Raw genomic sequence first — 18,182 nt, 5'->3', positions numbered from 1 at the left:
CCTCAGGAAGAAGTGGGAAGCGTGCGCCCAAAGTGGCTCAGCGCCCGGCGGTAAACCTCCCTGTAGCGCGCAACGCTGCTGGCCCAGGTGCGCTCGGACTCGACAAAGCGGCGCGCCTGCGCCGCAATCACCGGCCAGCTCTCGCGCCGCGCCAGCAAGTCATTGATGGCGCGGACCAGAGCGTCAACATCGCCGGCCTTGAACAAATGGCCGGTCTCGCCGTGACGCACCAGTTCCTTGTGCCCACCGACATCCGATGCCACGAACATGCGGCCCTGTGCCATCGCCTCCAGCGGCTTCAGAGGCGTGACCATTTCGGTCAAGCGAATTGGCAAACGGGGATAGGCCAGCACATCGATCAGCTCGTAATAGCGCTGCACATCGGCATGCGGCACCCGACCGGTGAAAATCACCTGTCGCTGCAAGCCGAGCCGCTGCGCCTGGGCCTTCAGCGCATCTTCCTGCGGCCCCCCGCCCACCAGCAGGACGCGCAGCTGCGGGTGACCCGCCAGCAGCTTAGCGCTGGCATCGAGCAGCAAATGCAGGCCCTCGTAGCCATAGAACGAGCCGGCAAAACCGAGCACCGTCGCTCCGTCTAGGCCCAACTGAGTACGCAGCGCGGGGTCGGGCGTGACGCCAAACTGGAACAGCTCGGCGTCGACCGCATTGGGGATCACGGTGATGCGGTCGGCGGCGATGCCACGGGAGCAAATATCGCCGCGCAGACCCTCGCAAATCGTCGTGATCTGATCGGCTTGCGCTAGCGCAAAACTCTCCAAAGCCCTGGAAACGCGGTAGCGCAGGCTGCCTTCGGTGGTGGTGCCATGGTCGACCGCCGCGTCCTCCCAGGAGGCGCGCATCTCGTACACCACTGGGATGCGTAGCCGCCGGCCGACCCATAAGCTGGGCAAGGCATTGAGCATGGGGGAATGCACGTGAATCAGGTCTGGACTTTCGGCCAGCACCAACTCACGCAGTCGTATTGCTGTCAGTTGCATCTGCTGTATCAGACCAGTACCAGGCTTGCTGGGCGTGCGATGAAAATGCCACCCGCCAGCTTCCTCAGCCTGCGCCGGGCCGTGACCTTGCTTGGGTGACGTAAGCTGAAAAGTCGTCCAGCCCAACGCGCGCTGTTCGCGCAGAATCGAGGCGGTGCGGAAGCTATAGCCGCTGTGCAAGGGAAGTGAGTGGTCAAGCACATGAACAATGCGTAGGCTCATATCGAAGCCACCGCTTCCGCGGAGCGAGCCGCTTGGCTCAATGTGCTGTTGTCGCCATCCACCACCTGGCGCAGGAAGGCCTCGAACATCAGCAGGGTCCAGAGCGGCGCGCTGTAGTCGCTGGCGCCGCTTTGATGCGCGTCGACCAGGTGACGCAGATAGACCGGGTTGAACCAACCCGTGGACGCCAGGCGTTCGCCCAGAATTGCATCACGCACACGCTGCTTCAAGGGCCCGCGGAACCAGCGCGCCAAGGGCACGGAAAAGCCCATTTTGGGTCGGTACAAGATGTCGTCCGAGAGCATCGGCTCCATTGCTTTTTTCAGCAGGTACTTGCCTTCTTGCCCCTTGACCTTGAGGTTAGACGGCAACGTAGCCAACCATTCGACCAACTCGTGATCCATCAGCGGCTCACGCACCTCAAGCGAATGGGCCATGCTGGCGCGGTCGACCTTGGTGTTGATGTCGCCGACCAGATAGGTCTTGATATCCAAATACTGAATCAAGGCCAAGGGGTCATCGGTACCCGCCTTGGCGGCGTGGCGATTGAACACCTGCTGGGCATCGTAGCCGGCCAACTCGGACTTGAACTTGGGGCTGAAGAGTTGCGCCCGCATAGGGCCGCGCAGGATCGAGACGGAATGAAAGTAGGCCTCGACCGAACTGCGTGCAATACCTTCGAACGTGGTCTTGGCACGGAACATGCGTGGCGCCCAGTCGGCCTTGGGATAGAACCGTCCCAGCGTGCCAAAGACCGGCTTGCGCAGCCCTTCGGGCACTGCCGAACGCATGCGCTCTTCCATCAGGTGCATGCGGTAGCGGCGGTAGCCCCCAAAGGTCTCGTCGCCGCCATCACCCGACAAAGCCACCGTGACATGCTTGCGCGCCAATTGGCAGACGCGGTAAGTGGGGATGGCCGAGCTGTCGGCATAGGGCTCGTCGTAGAGGCGAGCCAACATATCAATCAAATCGAAGTCGTCGCTCTTGACGATCTCCAGCCGGTGATTGGTTTTGTAGCGATCGGCCACGGTTTGAGCAAATGCCGACTCATTGAACGATGGGTCATCAAAACCTATGGAACAGGTATTGACGGGCTCCTTCGACATACCGGCCATCACCGCGACAACGGCGCTCGAATCCACCCCACCGGACAAGAAGGCGCCCAGCGGCACCTCGGCAACCATGCGCAGCCGCACCGATTCTTTCACGCGTGCTTGAAGCTCGGCACAAGCGTCTTGCTCGTTGACCTTGTTGTCAAGCGTAAAGCGCACATCCCAGAACTGCTTGGGCTCAGGGATAGGCTCGCCACGGCGAATGCACAGGCTGTGCCCCGGCGCGAGCTTCTTCGCCTGCTTGAAAATGCAGCGCGGTTCAGCCACATAACCGAGCGAGAAGTATTCTTCCACCGCATGCGGATCGATTTCACGCTTCATGCCGCCACGGCCATCGTCGTAGGCAAGCAAGGACTTTAGCTCCGAGCCGAACAGCAGCAGGCCGTCATCCAGCAGCGACCAATACATCGGCTTGACGCCGAGCCGGTCACGCGCCATGAACAGGGTCTGCTTGTTGCGGTCCCACAGCGTGAAGGCGAACATGCCGCGCAGGCGTTGCACGCAGGCCTCGCCCCAAGCTTCCCAGGCGTGAACGATGACTTCGGTGTCGCTCTTGGTGCGGAAAACATGGCCCAGCGCCTCCAACTCGGGCACCAGGGACTGGAAGTTGTAGATCTCACCGTTGAAGACAATCACGACCGAGTGATCCTCATTGAACAGCGGCTGCTGGCCGGTGGCAATGTCGATGATGGACAAACGCCTGTGACCCAAGCCCACACCGGGCTCGAGATGCAGGCTGCCTTCGTCGGGGCCGCGGTGCAGCTGCGAGTCGTTCATGCGCTGCAAGACCTCGCGACTCAGTTCGCGCTCGCCGCGGGTGTCAAAAATTCCGGTTATTCCGCACATAGCTTCAGTGATGACCTAGATTGCTACTTTGAACGCTCAACTTGAACGCCTTCCTTGGCCGCGACTCGGGCCGGCCGACGTTGATTCAATTGTTGGTCGTACAGATTTTGATAGGTGCGGATCATCGCAGGCAAACTGAACCTGGCTTCAACCCGCGCCCTGCCCTGCTCGCCCATTTTGCGTGCAGCGTCGGGATCTGAAGCCAAGAAAAGCAAGGCTTGCGCCATCGCCTCGGGTGCCGCGGCGGGCACCAGCAGCCCTGTCTGCCCTTGCACGATCAACTCCGCGTTGCCGCCCACCTCGGTCGCCAAGACCGGCAAAGCGCTGGCCATCGCCTCCAGGATGGTATTGGAGATGCCCTCGGCCAATGAAGGCAAGGCATAGCAGTGCAGTGTTCGCATGATTTGGGGTACATCGGTCCGCTCACCCGGCAACCAAGCCAGATCGGCGAGCCCCGCCTCGGCCAGCAGCGTTTGCGCCTGAGCACGCAGCGGACCCTCGCCCACCATCACCAAACGCAGCCGCTCACGCAGGGCTGGGGCTTGGCGCTGCGCCGAGAGGAAGGCCTGCGCCAGCATCAGCTGATCCTTGACCGTCGACATGCGGCCGACGGTGCCGACCAGCCAATGCTGTGCCGGATCAAACGGACAGCCGGGCAAACGCTCGGGGCCCGCCGCGCCCGGGGCAAAACGAGCCGTGTCCACGCCGTTGCAGGCTTGGGTGATTTGCGCGGGCGGCACATGGACCGCGTCTTGTAGATAGGCGCCCAAATCACTCGACAAGGCGACATAGTGATGGACAAAGGGACGGTACACGCGGCGCACCCGCTGCAGCTTGCGGTTGGAGCCATCAAGATCGCCCATATCGCGGCCGTGCTCGCCGTGTATGCGCACCGGCACCCCGGCCGCCCAAGCAGGCATCTGCACCTCCAGCGCGGCCAAATTGCGGCTGTGCACGATGGCCGGGCGCAAGCGCTTGAACAATTGATACAGACGCGGATACAACCAAACCCCGTGGCCCGGCGGCTTGTTCAGCGCGATGAATTCAACATCGTCGCGAGCAATACGCAGCCGAAAGTCCGTCACCTCGGTCAATGCCAGCACCACATGCCGATAAACGTCGGCCGGCATATGGTTGATCAAATTGACCACCCCGTTCTCTAGGCCACCGGTGTCGAAGCGGTACACCACATGGAGTACCAGAGGGCGCGAATCGGTCGTCATGGCTGGCTGGCGGGCACGCTAGAGGACATTGCAGGCATTGCCGCTGCGGCCGGCGCCACCGTTCCGGCTCGGGCCGCCTCGCGGGTGCTGCGCAGCCATGCGTCTAGGCTGGTCCAGTTGTCTTGCAAGAAGGAAGTCAACAGCGCCTCACCGCCCAGCTTATCGGCGTAGAACACCAACATCGCAGCATCATCGCCCCGCCCAATCAAGCGATAGAAGGCGCCATAAGCCTTGGCCTGCCATTCACTGATCATCGGGCGCCCGTTAATCCAATAAATCCTCCAAACCTTGAGTCGATCATTGACCGAACTTTCATCGCCCAAACTGGCTCCGCCCGAGTGACGCAACTCGGCGGCTTGCATAGGCAAAGCCACACCGTTCACCAACTGGCTGCGATGCTCTTGACCGACCAAGGCCCAAACAAGATCATTGGACTTGACCAACTCATGGGTGGAGCTGATCAACTTGCGTTGATAGTTCTGCTGGCGGAAGTACGCCACATACAGACCTACCGGGCTGGCCTGGACAAGCGAGCTATCTGCGGCGACCCGTTGAAAACTACCCTGCCACTCGGCACTTGGGTTTTCAATCACCGGCTTGAATTTCGGCGTGACGGTAGCCCCGACCTGCCAAGAGCCATTGCCCATCAACGGCGCAGCCAAGGAAAATTCGGCCGGACCATCAGACAACAATAGTGACCTGAGCGCCAGATGCGGCGTCAGCAAAACAAGCAGGATTGCGGCCCAAGAGAACAGCCAAGCCGGCACACCCCAGGCCGACAAGGCCAAAGTGGCGGCATCAACAGCCTGTGGCGGCTCAGCATCCGGCTCGGACCAGCGCGCGCCAATCATGAACATCATCATCATGACGATACCGAAAAACACCCAGCCATAAACGAGGTGATCGGCGCCGGTGGCAATTTTGTTACCCGAGAAATGCCCCAACATAACAATGATGTAGGCACGCACCCAGTTGGCCACCAAGGGCAAGACGAAAGCGACGCCGACAAATATCCAGCGGCGCGTCAAGGACCGGTAATTCAGATAGGCGAACAAGGTGCCCACCATGACCGAGGCCATCAAATAGCGAATCCCGCTGCAGGCCTCGACCACCGACCAATTACCGCTCGGTATAACGAATTGCTGGCCTTCACGGAACACCGGAATGCCGCTGGAGCGAACGGCGGCAACGGTGAAATCGGCCGTCCATTCCATCAATTTCGGCGTCATGAACTCACCGATGGGTACGGCAAAGAACAAGAAACCCAAGGGGAAGGCAATCGCCTTCGCCACGGGCCACCCGAGCGCGGCCGGCACCACCAAAACCAGCATCGCTGTCAGGGCCAGTTGCGTGGCCGCATTGACGGCCGCCAAATCGCCAAGCAGCCATAAAAAAGCCATCGCCAACAGGGGCAACAAAAACCAGGGTGATGGGCTTGGGCTGAGCGTGGCCAAGACGGCTCGCTGACGCCAGATCAGCCACAAGCTGATCGGCGGCACCACAAACGCATGTGCAAAGGTCTCGGAGCGATTCCATATATCGACCATCGCCAGACCGGTCTGCCGATAAAGAAAAAGAGTCGCGAGCAGTGCCAGGAAAAAACCAGGCAATGCGGTCTTCCAAGACTTTGGCAAACTCATACGCGCATTCATTGTTGAGTGCAGTCGCATATGCTCAGCCCAGATTGCGCACAATCATCGGGCCCAGCCAATTGGCCACACCGATGGGGAGCTTGCGCCAAGTTTTGATCAAGAGCTGGTACTTGGCGTTGGCCGGATTGTTCTGCGGCACGGCATCGCGCTTATAGAGGCAGTACTCGTAATGCAGCGGCGTGGGCTCAAAACCCCAGTTCTTCTTGAATGAGTAGGAACCGGTGCCCTGCTTGCTGCGTCCATAGTCAAACACCTTGAGCCCACGGGCGCAGGCGCGGCGCATCAACTCCCAGTACTTGAAGTCGTTCGCGGCCAAGTCGCGGGCGGCTTCTTCGTCACCGGCGTAATAGGGCAAGACCTCGTCGCGGAAGTAGAAACTCAGCACCGAACTGAGTGGCCGGCCCTGCGCATCCGTCACGGTCAAGACCTCGGCATCGGGGCCGAATTCTTCCAGCAGCGCCGCGAAATAACGCTTGGGCATGGCGGGAGTGCCATGTCTGTGGGTATTGCTGGCATAGAGTTCAAAAAACCGACTAACGTCGGAATCGATGTGACTGATCAACTCATTCTTTAGCCCCTTGCGTACCACCGCCCGAGCCTTGCGCGGAATGGCCAGCATATTGGCCTCTTCGTCGGCAAGGATCTCCTTGCGGAAGGTCACGTACAAGTCCTGCGCCGGCCAGTCGGCATGACGCGGCTGAACATTGCGAAACTCCAGGTGATCGACGCCCAGTTGCTTGGCGATGGCTTGCGCCTCTTGCTCAAGCGCTGCGCCGGCCTCCTCCGACTCGGCCGCCACACCGCCATAGACAGCAAATGGCAGCGCCACCAGCGAGTGCCCGAACAGCAAGCTCTTGACCTGCGCCAAAGGCAGGACGCCCTCGATCCGGCCATCGCGTTCGGCGTAAAGGAAAAAACCCCGGTGGCGGAACACCTGCTCGACCATCCGCAGCCAGCCGGCACGGTGAAAGAAAGTGGCCTGCGGGCAAGCCATCACAAAGGCGTCCCAACGCTGGGCTGCGACCGGGTCCTGCGCGCTCAGGCGCTTGATCTGTACAGAGGTCGTCATGCGGGCTCAGGCTGTCGTTGCGGCGGACACGGACGACAAGGCCTCGGCGCGGCGACCCAGAAAAATCTCATCCATCCGGCCCCAGGCGAAGTCACCCAGCAAACGGGCAATGCGGTCATGGGTCCGATCAATATTGACGTAATGCCGAAAACGGGTCTTGCCGTCAATGCCGGCCACACGCGGCTGCTCGCTATCGATTTCCCAGGGGTGGCAATAGAACACCGCCGACTGTTGATCGACGCTATTGACCTTGCCAATCATCCAGCGCGACAAGGCATAGGGCAGCAAGCGGAAATAGCCGCCGCCACTGGACGGCAAATTCTTGTTGAACAGACGCAGCGTCGTCACCGGCACCTCCAGCAAGCCGTCGCGCACCGCATAAGCGAAGCGCGGCGAGTCCGGCATGCCGTAATGGTCATGTTGAATCGGATACACGCTGGAACTGTAGCGATAGCCGGCCTCGAGCAAGGTATCAAAGGCCCACAAATTGCCCGCACCAATCGAGAAACTCGGTGCCCGATAACCCAAGACTTGATGGCCACCGAGATCCTCCAGCAGGTGCTTGGTGCGCACGATGTCTTGCAGAAAATCCTCCGGCGTCAGATCGCTGACGCGTTGATGCCCGTAACCATGGCTGGCCAATTCATGGCCTTGCTCAACGATTCTTCGCACCATTTGTGGATAGCGCTCCGCCACCCATCCGAGGGTAAAGAAGGTCGCCTTGCTGTCCTTTTGCGCCAATAGCGCCAATAGCCTGTCCACATTGCGCTCCACGCGACACTCACACTTATCCCAGTCACCCCGGGCAATATAGGGCGCAAATGCCGAGACCTGGAAATAGTCCTCCACGTCTATGGTCATCGCATTGCGCAGCGGAGGGATGGGGCTTGGCATCAGCATCTGGAAAGCGTGGCGTAATAGGTTATGTCTACGGATTGTTGAGTGCCGACGAGCTGGCGGACGGGCCGACTCACTCTTGCTTGATCGACTCGACCAACTTTTGCATCAACGCCAAGGTTTGCAGATTGATCCGCTCCAACCTCATCAGGCTGGATTCAAGGCGCTGCAGTCGATCACCTTGCTGCCCGAGACTCAGATTAGCCAAGTCATTTGACAAGCTGCTGACCTCCTCTGTGCTCAGTCGCAGACGGGACAAATCATAGCTTTGGTCTTCGCCAGCCGCGGTCAGCATCTCACCGGCTGCACCACTGAGTTTGGTTGGAATAGCGCTTTCTTTGGCAATATCGCTCAGCGCCTCTTCCACATCAAGCAGGCCCAAATGAGTCTTGTTGCCCATGAAGCCGAGCAACAGCAAACGGTCGCAAAGCGAATTGATACGCCGTGGTATGCCTTGGCTGGCTTTGAAAATAGCTGGAAACGCATCGGACGCAAAAGACGGCTTACCCGTACTGCCTGCGCACTTCAAGCGATGTTCGATATAGCGCTGCGTCTCGTCTTCGTCGAGGGGTCCGATATGGCAGGTTGCCGCCACGCGTTGACGAAATTGCTCCATTTCGGGGCGCTGCAAAATGCCGCGAAACTCAGGCTGACCCACCAAAAAGGTCTGCAGCAGGGACTGATTGCTGAACTGGAAGTTTGACAACATGCGCAGTTCTTCGACCGCACGGGAGGTCAAGTTCTGCGCCTCGTCAACAATCAACAGGCAGCGCTTACCCTGACTGGTTTGACTGACGAAAAACGCCTCCAAGGTCATCAAGACCTCGGACTTGGGCAGGTCCTTCACCCGCACACCGAAAGCCGAACCCACCATGCGCAGCGTGTCCTCCGCATCCAACTGAGTCGTGACCAAATTGCCGATCACCACATTGCTGCGGTTCAGACTGTCCAGGAGACCGCGCAGCAAGGTGGTTTTGCCGGCGCCGATTTCGCCGGTAATGACGATGAAACCATCATTGCGCAGCACGCCATAGTCCAAATACGCCTTGGCGCGGCGATGCTGCTTGCTGCCGAAATAGAAATTGGGGTCTGGGCTGAGCTGAAAAGGCTTGCTGCTCAGGCCGTAAAACGCTTCATACATGGATTAAAACTGGTGAACCAAGGTTGCAAAAACAGCGTTTTCACGATAAGGGCGCGGGCCTTCAAACAAGGAATAACGCGTACCGACGCTGACCGAGCCCCGGTTGCCCAAACGACCGTTCCAACTTGCATTGATGGTACGCAAAGTACTCGACTGACTGGCAAGTTGGCCCCGGATTTGGCGCCCCGACACGGTCAAATTGGTCGAACTTGTCGGCGTCAGACGATAGGCCAAGGTGGCGCTCGCGTTGCGCTCTTGGACCAGCGATGACTGCGACAAATCGCCCGACCCAGGAACCTGCGCCCCGATACGACTGTTGCGACTCTGCGATAGGGTCGTGGTCACCGTGGTGCGCAGGCCCTGCCAAGAGCCTGACAACTCTTGGCGCCGTTGCAAGGAAGGGGAGGAGGATACAAATCCGGAGTTCGCTGCAGCATTCGGGTTGAGGCCGTTTTCCAGCAAAAACTGCCGCACCAACAAGTCGCGTTTGACCGGGTCGGGTTCTTTGCTCTCGAATTGAAAGAAGAACAGGCTGTAATTGGTTTGCTGCCCGCCTTGGCTGTTGAAGCCCTGGGAAACATTGCTGGTATCCGAAAAGCGAATCGACGAGCGTTGAAAACGATGATTGAAACTGATCGTGTGGCTATCACCGTAGTCGTGACCTTGGTAGTTACCTTGCACCGAAGTGCGTGGCGTTGGCGTCCACTGCGCGTTCAAGCCGTAGGTCGGACCGGCTTGCCTGGACCCGGTCTGCAAATCGCTTCGCTCCATACCGGCATTGCCCGAAAACGTCAAATCCACGTCGGGCCGATAGCTCAAGCCGGCCGTAGCCGAAGACCTGCTGTTTTCCTTACCTGAATCAAAGCTCGAATTCTGTGTCGTCGCCGACGCAGTCCAGTTCAAAGGGCCCGATGCCAAGCCTTGCGAGTTCAAAGAAATACTTGTTATGCGGGAGTCCCCGGCAATCGAGTCTTTGACCTTGGTCTCGGTCACATTGCCACTCAATTGATAGGTAGCAATGTTGCCCAAGCGCCCAAGCAGGCGCGGCGAAACCGACAAGGACGCCGTGTCCGAGCTGTTCGGGTTTCGAATCGCATTTTCAGCCGAGGTTTGCTGGCCAAAGGCAGATTGTTGCTGCTGGCCGTAACTTGCCCGTGCATCGACGAAAAAGCTGCGCTCGATCAACTCAAGCGTGCCATTTGCCGACAAGGAATGGTGGTGGTCGTTCGGCAGATCGGTCTTTGTGTAAAGCAGGCCATTGAGCGAGTAGTCAAGACTGCCGCGCAAGCGCCCCGCACTGCTGCTGACGCTGATCCCTGGCGCGAGCACCGTGATCAGGGCTGCGTCTTTGGCCGCGTCATTCAGACTCAAATTGTCGGTCCAGGTTTGCGTCAGACTGATACGAGGTTGAACCCGAAATCCGGGCCCGGAACTTACGCCACCCGCTTCACCCCCGCCGACGGCGCCAATACCGATACCAAGACCCGTCAACTGGGCAATGCTCGCCCCATGGGTCAAAGCCAAAGCCATCAGAGCAAGACGTGAGACTGCGGTGCCGAAGTTGAAGCCAGCTGAACCCGTACCCGACACAAACTCAGCCCTTGGCAGCTTCACTGCTGTCCCCATAGCCATAACCATAGCCATAACCGTAACCGGCCCCGGTGCCATAACCATAGCTGCCGGATGCATTCCCGCTGGCCTGATTCAACAACATCATCTTGAGCGGACAAGATTCAATCGTCGCCAAGGCTTGCTGCACCGCGCTTTGAGACGTGCTCTCGGCTCGAACAACCACGACGATCTGCCCCATATGCGAAGCAAGCACGCGAGACTCGGTGGTCAACAACAAGGGCGGCGAGTCAAAAATAATGATCCGATCTGGATAGCGCCTCGCCATATCGTCCAGCAACTTGATCATCGCATCGCTGGCCAGCAACTCCGTGGCACGCTGATGCGGGCTTCCGCTGGGAAGCAAGGTCAACTTATCCACATTAGTCCGCAGCATCACGTCGGCCATATCAATTTTTTGCTCGAGCACATCGAGCAAGCCCGGTCCTTGAGGCAAACCCAACATGCGCAGCATCGACGGGCGAGCCACATCGGCATCGACCAACATCACCGTGTTGTCCAACTCGGCGGCAATGCTCAAAGCCAAGTTCAATGAAGTGAAACTCTTGCCCTCGCCGGCCAAGGCGCTGGTCACCATGATGAGGTTGCCATGATTCAAGGACGCAGCGCCCTTGCCCATCGCGTTTTTGATCAAGGGCCGCTTGATCACGCGATATTGGTCGGCCAACTGCGAACGCTCGGCATTGGGCGTGAGGTAGCCCTGGGCAGCCAAGGCGTCCAAGTCCAACTCGACACGCTTTGAAGACGAGTTAGGTGTTTCGGCAGCGGCTATTTTCGGGGCCGCAATCGTTTCAGCAGCCTTGAGGGCCGACTCGACCTCGGGAATGGTCTTGTCCCCGAATGATGTAAGCGCCGCTGTGGCTGGCGCGCTGACCGCCGGCTCGTCGGGTAGCACTACCCCGGCCTGGCGCAACTGTTCGAGTCTTCTGGCGGCTTGTTCGATCAAGCTAGTCATTTCAAGCCACCTGCCTTGTCATCAAAAATGCCATTACCGAAAGGCCCAAAACAAAAAGCCCGACCAAACTTCCAGACGCCGCACCGAATCGAAGCAGATCCTTGCGTTGGCGCTTCACTTCGGCATCCGAAATCAGTCGCGTCACGACACCAAGTATTGGCAACTCAATCCTCGCACGCAGCTCAAGCGCATCATGAAATACCGGCCGCAGCAGACTCACCAGGAAGGCACTCGCCACCCCGGCCAATAGCGACACAACCATCACACCCGCCAACAGCAAGAGGCGATTCGGTGCGACCGGCTTCGGAGAAACACGCGGAGGGTCAATCAGGCGGAAGTCAGCCACGCCCGAAGCCAGGTCGAGTTCGCCCGACATGGAGGCCGACTCGCGCCGAGACACCAAGTCCTCGTAGTTCTTCTTGTGAATGGCGTAATCCCGGTTCAGCTGCGCCGCTTCGGCATCAAGCTGAGGCGCGGTCCGCACTCCCGCCAAGGCCTGCCCATAGCGGGCGGAATACTCATCGACCCGCGCTTTCAAAGTGGCCACCTGGACCTCACTCGAGGCTAACAAGCGGCTCATTTCTTGCGCGGCAATGCTTCCATTCACCCCACCCGCCGAAGTTGGTGAAGCCAAGGCCGCCTTGCGCAACTCCTTCACCTTCAAACGCTTCTCGTCCTCGATGTCGGCAATCGACTTGCGCGCGCTAATAACATCCGGATGCTGTTCGGTATAGCGCTGCAGCAAGGAGTCCAAGTTGCGCCTTTGCGCATCCAAACGCGCATCCAATTCCGGTGTTGACAAATTCATTGCCGACTCTTGCAGCAAGCTCTGCGTGGTGCTCGAAACGCCCTTGCGCTCCGCGTCCAATTGCGCCTTGGCCGCATCCCGGCCATTGACGGCCTCCCGATACTCAAGCCGAGCACGGTCCAACTCGGCACTCATCTCGCGCAGACGCGAAGCCGAATCCTTGCCGTCTGCATTCATGGTTTGGAGATTGCGCAGGCGGAACTCCTTCAGGCGACCCTCGGCCTCTTCCAGCTTGCCCTCGTAATTTTTGATCTGTTCGTTAATGAAGGTCGCCGCTGTAGCCGTATCTTTACGACTCGAACCGAGGCTCGACTCCACGAAGATAGATACAAAGGATTGCACCACCCGCTTGGCGCTTTCCTTGTCTGAGTCCCGGTATGACAAGGTATAGAGGTTGTCACGGGCCGTGCTTTGAATCGATAGATTCTTGGTCACCGTTTCGATCAACGCCTCTTGCTGCGCCTTGGATTGATTCTTCAAATCCAGATCGGCCATACGCACCAGTTTTTCAACATTGGGGCGGCTGATCAAGGTGCGGCTCAACATCACCACTTGCTGTTCAATATTCGGCTGAATCGCCAACCCCGACATCAAGGGCTTCAAAATCGATTGCGTATCGACAAATATCCGCGCGCTGGCCTCATAGCGGTCAGGCAACACCATCACCACCACCGACCCGACGATGCCAAGTAGCCAAGCAATCGCCAAACCTGGCCATCGGTATTTCCAACTTCGCTTGGCAATGGCAAGAGCCTGGGCAATCAGTAAATCCATCTGTGGGTGATCTCGTGAGGTTCAGGCAATCAAGATTCAGATTGCCAACAAAATAGTAGGTTCTTAGGGCGCGAACTTGCGAGGCAAGCAATACGGCATTCAGCGGAAAATCGAATCAGAAGAAGCTCTGCGGAATGATCAACACATCGCCCGGACGCATTTCAACATTGGCAGAAACATCACCTCGCTTGATCAAATCCTTCAAGCGCACGGTGTACTGCTTACCACCGTCGGATGAGCGAAGAATCGTTGCGTCGTTGCCGGCTGCGAAGTCGGTCAAGCCCCCCACCGCGATCATCACATCCAAGATGGTCATATTGAGCTTGTACGGCAGCGCCTGCGGCTTGGCTGCCTCGCCGATCACGCGAATTTGCTCGCTATAGGGGCCGACAAAACCCGTAACGATGACCGTCACCACCGGGTCACGAACATATTTGCCGAGTTGTTTTTCGATTTCCCGCGCCAATTCGATCGGATTCTTGCCCTGCGCCACCAACTCGTCGATCAAGGGTGTCGCGATCTTTCCATCAGGCCGCACCGGCACCGACATCGACAACTCCGGATTGCGCCAGACGATGATGTTGATGTTGTCGCCGGCACCGACGATGTAGCTGTAGTCTTGAGCGGCGGCGGCGGTTGGCGCCGGCGGGAACTTAGCTGAGGAACTGGCACAGCCTTGCAGCAAAACCACGGCTACCGCACACAGGGCAAAGCCTAGCTTTTGCGAGATAAAACGAATGCTCTTGTTCAAGGCAACTCCTCAATTGTCAATAAATTCTGGCGCTTCGGGCCGGAGCCATATGCACGCGGAAAAACGCCATAAGCCGCCCCTTCAAGCGCGGCTGGATCATGCCACAAAGCATCGGCATATTAGCCGCCTCAATTGAGGGGGATTGGCGAGAAATGCGGGTGAGACGTGAATATTTGCCAACTTGGCTACGCGCCGGCGAGCCACCCAAAAAGGAACTCAAAAGTTCAGCCTTTCAGCATCGGCCGAATCAAGGCCATCAATAGCTGCTGCAGCGGATTCGCATTGCCAAACGGGCGCCATGTAAAACTGAGTTTTTGCTTGTAGGCGTCGAACTGCATTGCCCAAGGTGCGGCACGAAGCGAGCCCCGATTCAGCAGCACCTTCAACACCGAAGTGCCCATCACCCCCGCGCACAAATCGCAAGACATCATGGTGGAAGGACCTCGTTTTTCCTTGAAATTCACCGCCTCCGGCGCAACCAAATAGCCCCGGTGCAAGGCAGACGGTGACAACCCCGCGATGAAGCGTGCATATTGCTCCTGTTGGCTGCGACCCTCAACGCGGAAATATTGCTCGAAGCTCATACCCCCGGGGCGAAAGTACAGAAATGACACGCCCATGCCCAAAGGAGCCGCGGTCAACGCCGGAATGCCACGCTCATGGCAAGCCCGAAACAGCATGCGCCGCGCCTCGATCGCGAAGAAATCTATGCCGTCGACATAAACATCTACATCCCGCAGGAACTCGTCGAGATTCGCGGCCGTTACGCCGTCGCCAAAGGCCCGAACATCCGCCTCGGGGTTGATATCCAGCGCTTGCTCCTTCAACACCACTGCCTTGGGGCGGCCCAGCGTAGACATAAATGCCCCAACCTGCCGATTGAAGTTATGCACCTCAAAATCATCAAAATCGGCGATATTGAAGTTACCGACGCCGAGCCGAGCCAGAGTTAGCAGGTGCGCGCCGCCCACACCGCCTAGACCCGCAATGGCTACTCGCGCACCGCGCAGTTTTTCTTGCTCGGCTGCGGTGACCCAACCGATATTTCTTGAAAATGCACGGTCATAATCAAAATTCGTGTTTGCATCCAAAATCACACCCTTTGTTTGAGCAGCAAAAATCACAACTACACGCATCATGCCGCAAGCGAAGCGGGTAAACCAAGCTAGAACTGCCCCACCCCATCGCCGCCCTGCCGATCAAGCAGCCCAGATGCCTCAGCCTCAACAATACCGAAAGTCGCCCGAATGAGCACGACAGAAATCGTCAGACAAATCCTCGACCTAGCGCGCTGGGCGCCAAGTGGCGACAACACTCAACCTTGGCGATTCGAAATTATTGACCCACTGCATGTCATCGTTCATGGCTTCGATACCCGAGATCATTGCGTCTACGATTTGGATGGTCACCCGAGCCAAATCGCCATAGGCGGCCTAATTGAAACTGTCTCGATTGCGGCCAGCGCACACGGACTCCGCCTGTCTACGACCCGCCGGCTTGAAAACGCCGACACCAAACCATGGTTCGACTTGAGATTCAGCGTCGATTCTTCCATCATCCGAGACCCATTGGTGGACAGCATCAAGCGCCGTAGCGTGCAGCGCCGGCCCTTGCAAACACGCGCCTTAAGCGATGACGAGCGAAGCAGATTAGAGACTTGCATGGGCGAAGGATTCACCGTCACCTGGCTTGCAAGCCTTGGTGAACGCCTGCGCACCGCAAAAATGCTGTTTCATTCGGCAAAGTTAAGGCTCGTCATGCCAGAGGCTTATCTGGTTCACAAGCAGATCATCGAATGGAATGCTCAATTCAGCATTGACCGCGTGCCGGATCAAGCCCTGGGCACCGACCCATTGACGACCCGTTTGATGCGCTTTGTCATGCACAGCTGGTCGCGGGTTGAGATTTTCAACCGGTATCTCGCTGGCACCTGGACACCGAGAATTCAACTCGATTTCATTCCCAGCGTCGCCTGCGCCGCACATTTTTTTCTGAAGGCGACGGCCCCCGCGCGCACGATCGATGACTACGTCGCCGCAGGCCGAGCCATGCAGCGTTTCTGGCTGACGGCCACTCATCTGGGCTTGATGCTGCAACCCGAAGTGACCCCCCTCGTCTTCAGCAGGTACGCGAGAGAAGGTCTGCGGTTTGCTGCCGACCCCAAGCATTTGGCCATGGCGACTCAAGTACGCGACCAGATGGACAATTTAGTTGGGGAGCCGGCGGCCGCTTGTACCGTCTTCATGGGACGAGTCGGTGCAGGCAAGCCACCGACCGCGCGCTCGGTGAGGCGGCCACTCGAAGAATTGCTCATGCACTCGACACTTGAGTGAAATCCCCCCCGCATACCAAGATTGGAGTTCCACTTGCTAAAGCACTCACTTGAAAGCTTCGACTCGAGCAAACAGACAGGGTTTTACTGATGAGCACGGGACTGATCTCACTTGATGACGCTGCTAACCAAACATGGGATGTGATCGTGGTTGGTACCGGCATTGGCGGTGGAACTTTCGGCCTAGCCATGGCCCAAGCCGGCCGTCGCGTACTGTTCTGCGAGCGCGGGCCAGCTTTCCAGTCAGACCCAGTTATAACCAGTCCGTCGCTGGTTGGGGGCTATCCTGAAGAATCGATGTCCAATGCGATCGCAAGCCATAAGCCCGCAGATTTAAATCTACTGCAGCGCGGTGGACGATGTATCGACGCCCTCGACGATGTTGGCCCAAAGCACACCCATCGTTTCTTGCCCTTTATTGGGTCCGGTGTCGGCGGATCAAGTGCCTTGTACGGGATGGCCATGGAGCGTTTTTTCCCCAGCGATTTTGAGCCTCGAAAAAATTTCCCAAATGCAGCTAACAACACCTTGCCTGAGGCATGGCCAATAAGTTACGAGGAACTAGGACCTTGGTATTCCGAGGCGGAGTCGCTCTACCGCGTGCGCGGCGCAATTGATACATTGCGAGCAAACTTTGAGCAAAGAAGCCCATTACCTTCGGCCCCACCACTGTCTGCAGGGCATGAATGGCTGAAAGCGCGGCTTTCTGCTGCAGGCCTTAGCCCCTATCGCTTGCCAATGGCCTGTGACTTCGTTCCCGGCTGCCAATCTTGCCAGGGCTATCTTTGCCCGCGCGCATGCAAGAACGACAGCGCCCGAATATGCATCACGCCCGCATTGTCCAAGCATGCCGCCCAACTATTGGCCAACTGCCGCGTTACGCGACTGGAAGCCTCAAACACTCGGGTTACCGGGGTAGTCTGCAAACTGCCTGATGGCAGTACGCGCACGCTGCGTGGCGATATCGTTGCACTGGCGGCGGGGGCCATGTCGTCTCCGGCACTGCTACTAGACTCCAGCTCCCCCGAATGGCCCTCAGGTTTAGCAAATAAGTCGGGGCTGGTCGGACGCAATCTGATGCGGCATTGCATTGATCTCTATGCCATTACCCCGCCAGACTTGGCTGACGCAGACGCCAACAATAGCCAGAAAGTCCTGGCATTCAATGATTTCTATTCAGATAGTACTGGCCGCAAACTCGGGTCAGTCCAGTCCTTCGGTCGCCTGCCGCCTGTTCGCATGCTATTTGCATCCCTGCTCGACGATATACGACACAGCCCCTTCGCTGCAGCGGCGCCCCTCGTCGCGCTTGCCAAGCCCTTGCTCAGGTCAACTCTGACAGGTTTGGAGCAACACAGCTTGATCCTGGCCTCGACAATGGAAGACCTGCCCTACTCAGACAATCGAATCACCACTTCGTCCGATGGCACCTTACAGATCCAGTACCAACTGAAGCCACACGAACTGCGCCGAGTGGCTGAATGGCGCCGCTTGCTCGCTACAAGCTTCAAATCCATGCCCTACCGCCTGCTCAAGCAGGCCAACAACAATCAGAGATTGGCCCATGTCTGCGGCACGCTTCGCTTCGGCAATTCCGAGCAAGATAGTGTGTTGGATGCTAGCAACCGGGCTCACGGTTTAGATAATCTGTTTGTGGTTGATGCTTCGTTCTTCCCGTCCAGCGGCGGCACCAACCCGTCACTCACCATCGCCGCAAACGCCTTGCGGGTCGCACACCTTTTGACCGGCAGCCAGACCGCACCTACCGTTTGA

14 protein-coding genes are annotated in these 18,182 nt (G+C 58.2%); 2 read left to right on the top strand and 12 right to left on the bottom strand.

Annotation, left to right across the window (positions count from 1 at the left end; genetic code table 11):
- Positions 1-2: 2 nt before the first annotated feature.
- The 12 genes from LNV07_RS11635 to LNV07_RS11580 all read right to left on the bottom strand — a co-directional run bounded on the left by LNV07_RS11635 (position 3) and on the right by LNV07_RS11580 (position 15,168).
- A complete protein-coding gene (locus LNV07_RS11635; protein WP_263571333.1) occupies positions 3-1,220 on the bottom strand; it encodes a TIGR04063 family PEP-CTERM/XrtA system glycosyltransferase in 1,218 nt (405 codons plus the stop codon).
- Positions 1,217-3,178, bottom strand: a complete 1,962-nt coding sequence (locus LNV07_RS11630; RefSeq protein ID WP_263571332.1) for an XrtA/PEP-CTERM system amidotransferase — start codon at positions 3,176-3,178, stop codon at positions 1,217-1,219. The genes LNV07_RS11635 and LNV07_RS11630 overlap by 4 nt, the downstream gene beginning before the upstream one ends.
- Positions 3,179-3,201: 23 nt before the next feature.
- Positions 3,202-4,401, bottom strand: a complete 1,200-nt coding sequence (locus LNV07_RS11625; RefSeq protein ID WP_263571331.1) for a TIGR03088 family PEP-CTERM/XrtA system glycosyltransferase — start codon at positions 4,399-4,401, stop codon at positions 3,202-3,204.
- On the bottom strand, positions 4,398-6,041 hold the full coding sequence (gene xrtA / locus LNV07_RS11620) for an exosortase A (RefSeq protein WP_263571330.1): 1,644 nt from the start codon (positions 6,039-6,041) through the stop codon (positions 4,398-4,400). Before xrtA ends, LNV07_RS11625 begins: the two co-directional genes overlap by 4 nt.
- A gap of 34 nt (positions 6,042-6,075) precedes the next feature.
- The gene (locus LNV07_RS11615; RefSeq protein WP_263571329.1) at positions 6,076-7,122 is read right to left on the bottom strand and encodes a FemAB family XrtA/PEP-CTERM system-associated protein; all 1,047 of its coding nucleotides are present in this window, start codon (positions 7,120-7,122) and stop codon (positions 6,076-6,078) included.
- A gap of 6 nt (positions 7,123-7,128) precedes the next feature.
- Positions 7,129-8,016 (bottom strand): XrtA system polysaccharide deacetylase, encoded by an 888-nt coding sequence (locus tag LNV07_RS11610; protein WP_397545568.1) that lies wholly within the window; start codon positions 8,014-8,016, stop codon positions 7,129-7,131.
- 76 nt (positions 8,017-8,092) lie between these two features.
- A complete protein-coding gene (locus LNV07_RS11605) occupies positions 8,093-9,160 on the bottom strand; it encodes an XrtA/PEP-CTERM system-associated ATPase (protein ID WP_263571327.1) in 1,068 nt (355 codons plus the stop codon).
- 3 nt (positions 9,161-9,163) lie between these two features.
- On the bottom strand, positions 9,164-10,690 hold the full coding sequence (locus LNV07_RS11600; RefSeq protein ID WP_263571326.1) for a TIGR03016 family PEP-CTERM system-associated outer membrane protein: 1,527 nt from the start codon (positions 10,688-10,690) through the stop codon (positions 9,164-9,166).
- A gap of 64 nt (positions 10,691-10,754) precedes the next feature.
- Positions 10,755-11,744: an XrtA-associated tyrosine autokinase gene (locus tag LNV07_RS11595; RefSeq protein WP_263571325.1), complete on the bottom strand. Its 990-nt coding sequence runs from the start codon at positions 11,742-11,744 to the stop codon at positions 10,755-10,757.
- Between the two features lies 1 nt (position 11,745).
- Positions 11,746-13,326 carry an XrtA system polysaccharide chain length determinant gene (locus tag LNV07_RS11590; RefSeq protein WP_263571324.1) on the bottom strand — a complete coding sequence of 527 codons (1,581 nt, stop codon included), beginning with the start codon at positions 13,324-13,326 and terminating at the stop codon, positions 11,746-11,748.
- A 115-nt stretch (positions 13,327-13,441) separates the two neighbouring features.
- Positions 13,442-14,077, bottom strand: coding sequence for an XrtA/PEP-CTERM system exopolysaccharide export protein (locus tag LNV07_RS11585; RefSeq protein WP_397545560.1), 636 nt, complete (start codon positions 14,075-14,077; stop codon positions 13,442-13,444).
- 224 nt (positions 14,078-14,301) lie between these two features.
- The gene (locus LNV07_RS11580; protein ID WP_263571323.1) at positions 14,302-15,168 is read right to left on the bottom strand and encodes a ThiF family adenylyltransferase; all 867 of its coding nucleotides are present in this window, start codon (positions 15,166-15,168) and stop codon (positions 14,302-14,304) included.
- 156 nt (positions 15,169-15,324) lie between these two features.
- Between LNV07_RS11580 and LNV07_RS11575 the strand changes: the two genes are divergently transcribed.
- Both LNV07_RS11575 and LNV07_RS11570 read left to right on the top strand, forming a co-directional pair.
- On the top strand, positions 15,325-16,410 hold the full coding sequence (locus LNV07_RS11575; protein ID WP_263571322.1) for a nitroreductase family protein: 1,086 nt from the start codon (positions 15,325-15,327) through the stop codon (positions 16,408-16,410).
- A gap of 89 nt (positions 16,411-16,499) precedes the next feature.
- Positions 16,500-18,182: a GMC oxidoreductase gene (locus LNV07_RS11570; RefSeq protein WP_263571321.1), complete on the top strand. Its 1,683-nt coding sequence runs from the start codon at positions 16,500-16,502 to the stop codon at positions 18,180-18,182.

Origin of the sequence: Roseateles oligotrophus (assembly GCF_025717515.1) — a bacterium.
GTDB classification, from domain to species: domain Bacteria; phylum Pseudomonadota; class Gammaproteobacteria; order Burkholderiales; family Burkholderiaceae_C; genus Paucibacter_A; species Paucibacter_A oligotrophus.
This window is presented reverse-complemented; position numbering and strand designations above follow the sequence as displayed.

Bases quoted from the DNA above. Each gene is read 5' to 3' on its own strand.
- LNV07_RS11635 (WP_263571333.1), bottom strand. From the start codon at position 1,220: ATGAGCCTACGCATTGTTCATGTGCTTGACCACTCACTTCCCTTGCAC.
- LNV07_RS11630 (WP_263571332.1), bottom strand. From the start codon at position 3,178: ATGTGCGGAATAACCGGAATTTTTGACACCCGCGGCGAGCGCGAACTG.
- LNV07_RS11625 (WP_263571331.1), bottom strand. From the start codon at position 4,401: ATGACGACCGATTCGCGCCCTCTGGTACTCCATGTGGTGTACCGCTTC.
- xrtA (WP_263571330.1), bottom strand. From the start codon at position 6,041: ATGAGTTTGCCAAAGTCTTGGAAGACCGCATTGCCTGGTTTTTTCCTG.
- LNV07_RS11615 (WP_263571329.1), bottom strand. From the start codon at position 7,122: ATGACGACCTCTGTACAGATCAAGCGCCTGAGCGCGCAGGACCCGGTC.
- LNV07_RS11610 (WP_397545568.1), bottom strand. From the start codon at position 8,016: ATGCCAAGCCCCATCCCTCCGCTGCGCAATGCGATGACCATAGACGTG.
- LNV07_RS11605 (WP_263571327.1), bottom strand. From the start codon at position 9,160: ATGTATGAAGCGTTTTACGGCCTGAGCAGCAAGCCTTTTCAGCTCAGC.
- LNV07_RS11600 (WP_263571326.1), bottom strand. From the start codon at position 10,690: ATGGCTTTGGCTTTGACCCATGGGGCGAGCATTGCCCAGTTGACGGGT.
- LNV07_RS11595 (WP_263571325.1), bottom strand. From the start codon at position 11,744: ATGACTAGCTTGATCGAACAAGCCGCCAGAAGACTCGAACAGTTGCGC.
- LNV07_RS11590 (WP_263571324.1), bottom strand. From the start codon at position 13,326: ATGGATTTACTGATTGCCCAGGCTCTTGCCATTGCCAAGCGAAGTTGG.
- LNV07_RS11575 (WP_263571322.1), top strand. From the start codon at position 15,325: ATGAGCACGACAGAAATCGTCAGACAAATCCTCGACCTAGCGCGCTGG.
- LNV07_RS11570 (WP_263571321.1), top strand. From the start codon at position 16,500: ATGAGCACGGGACTGATCTCACTTGATGACGCTGCTAACCAAACATGG.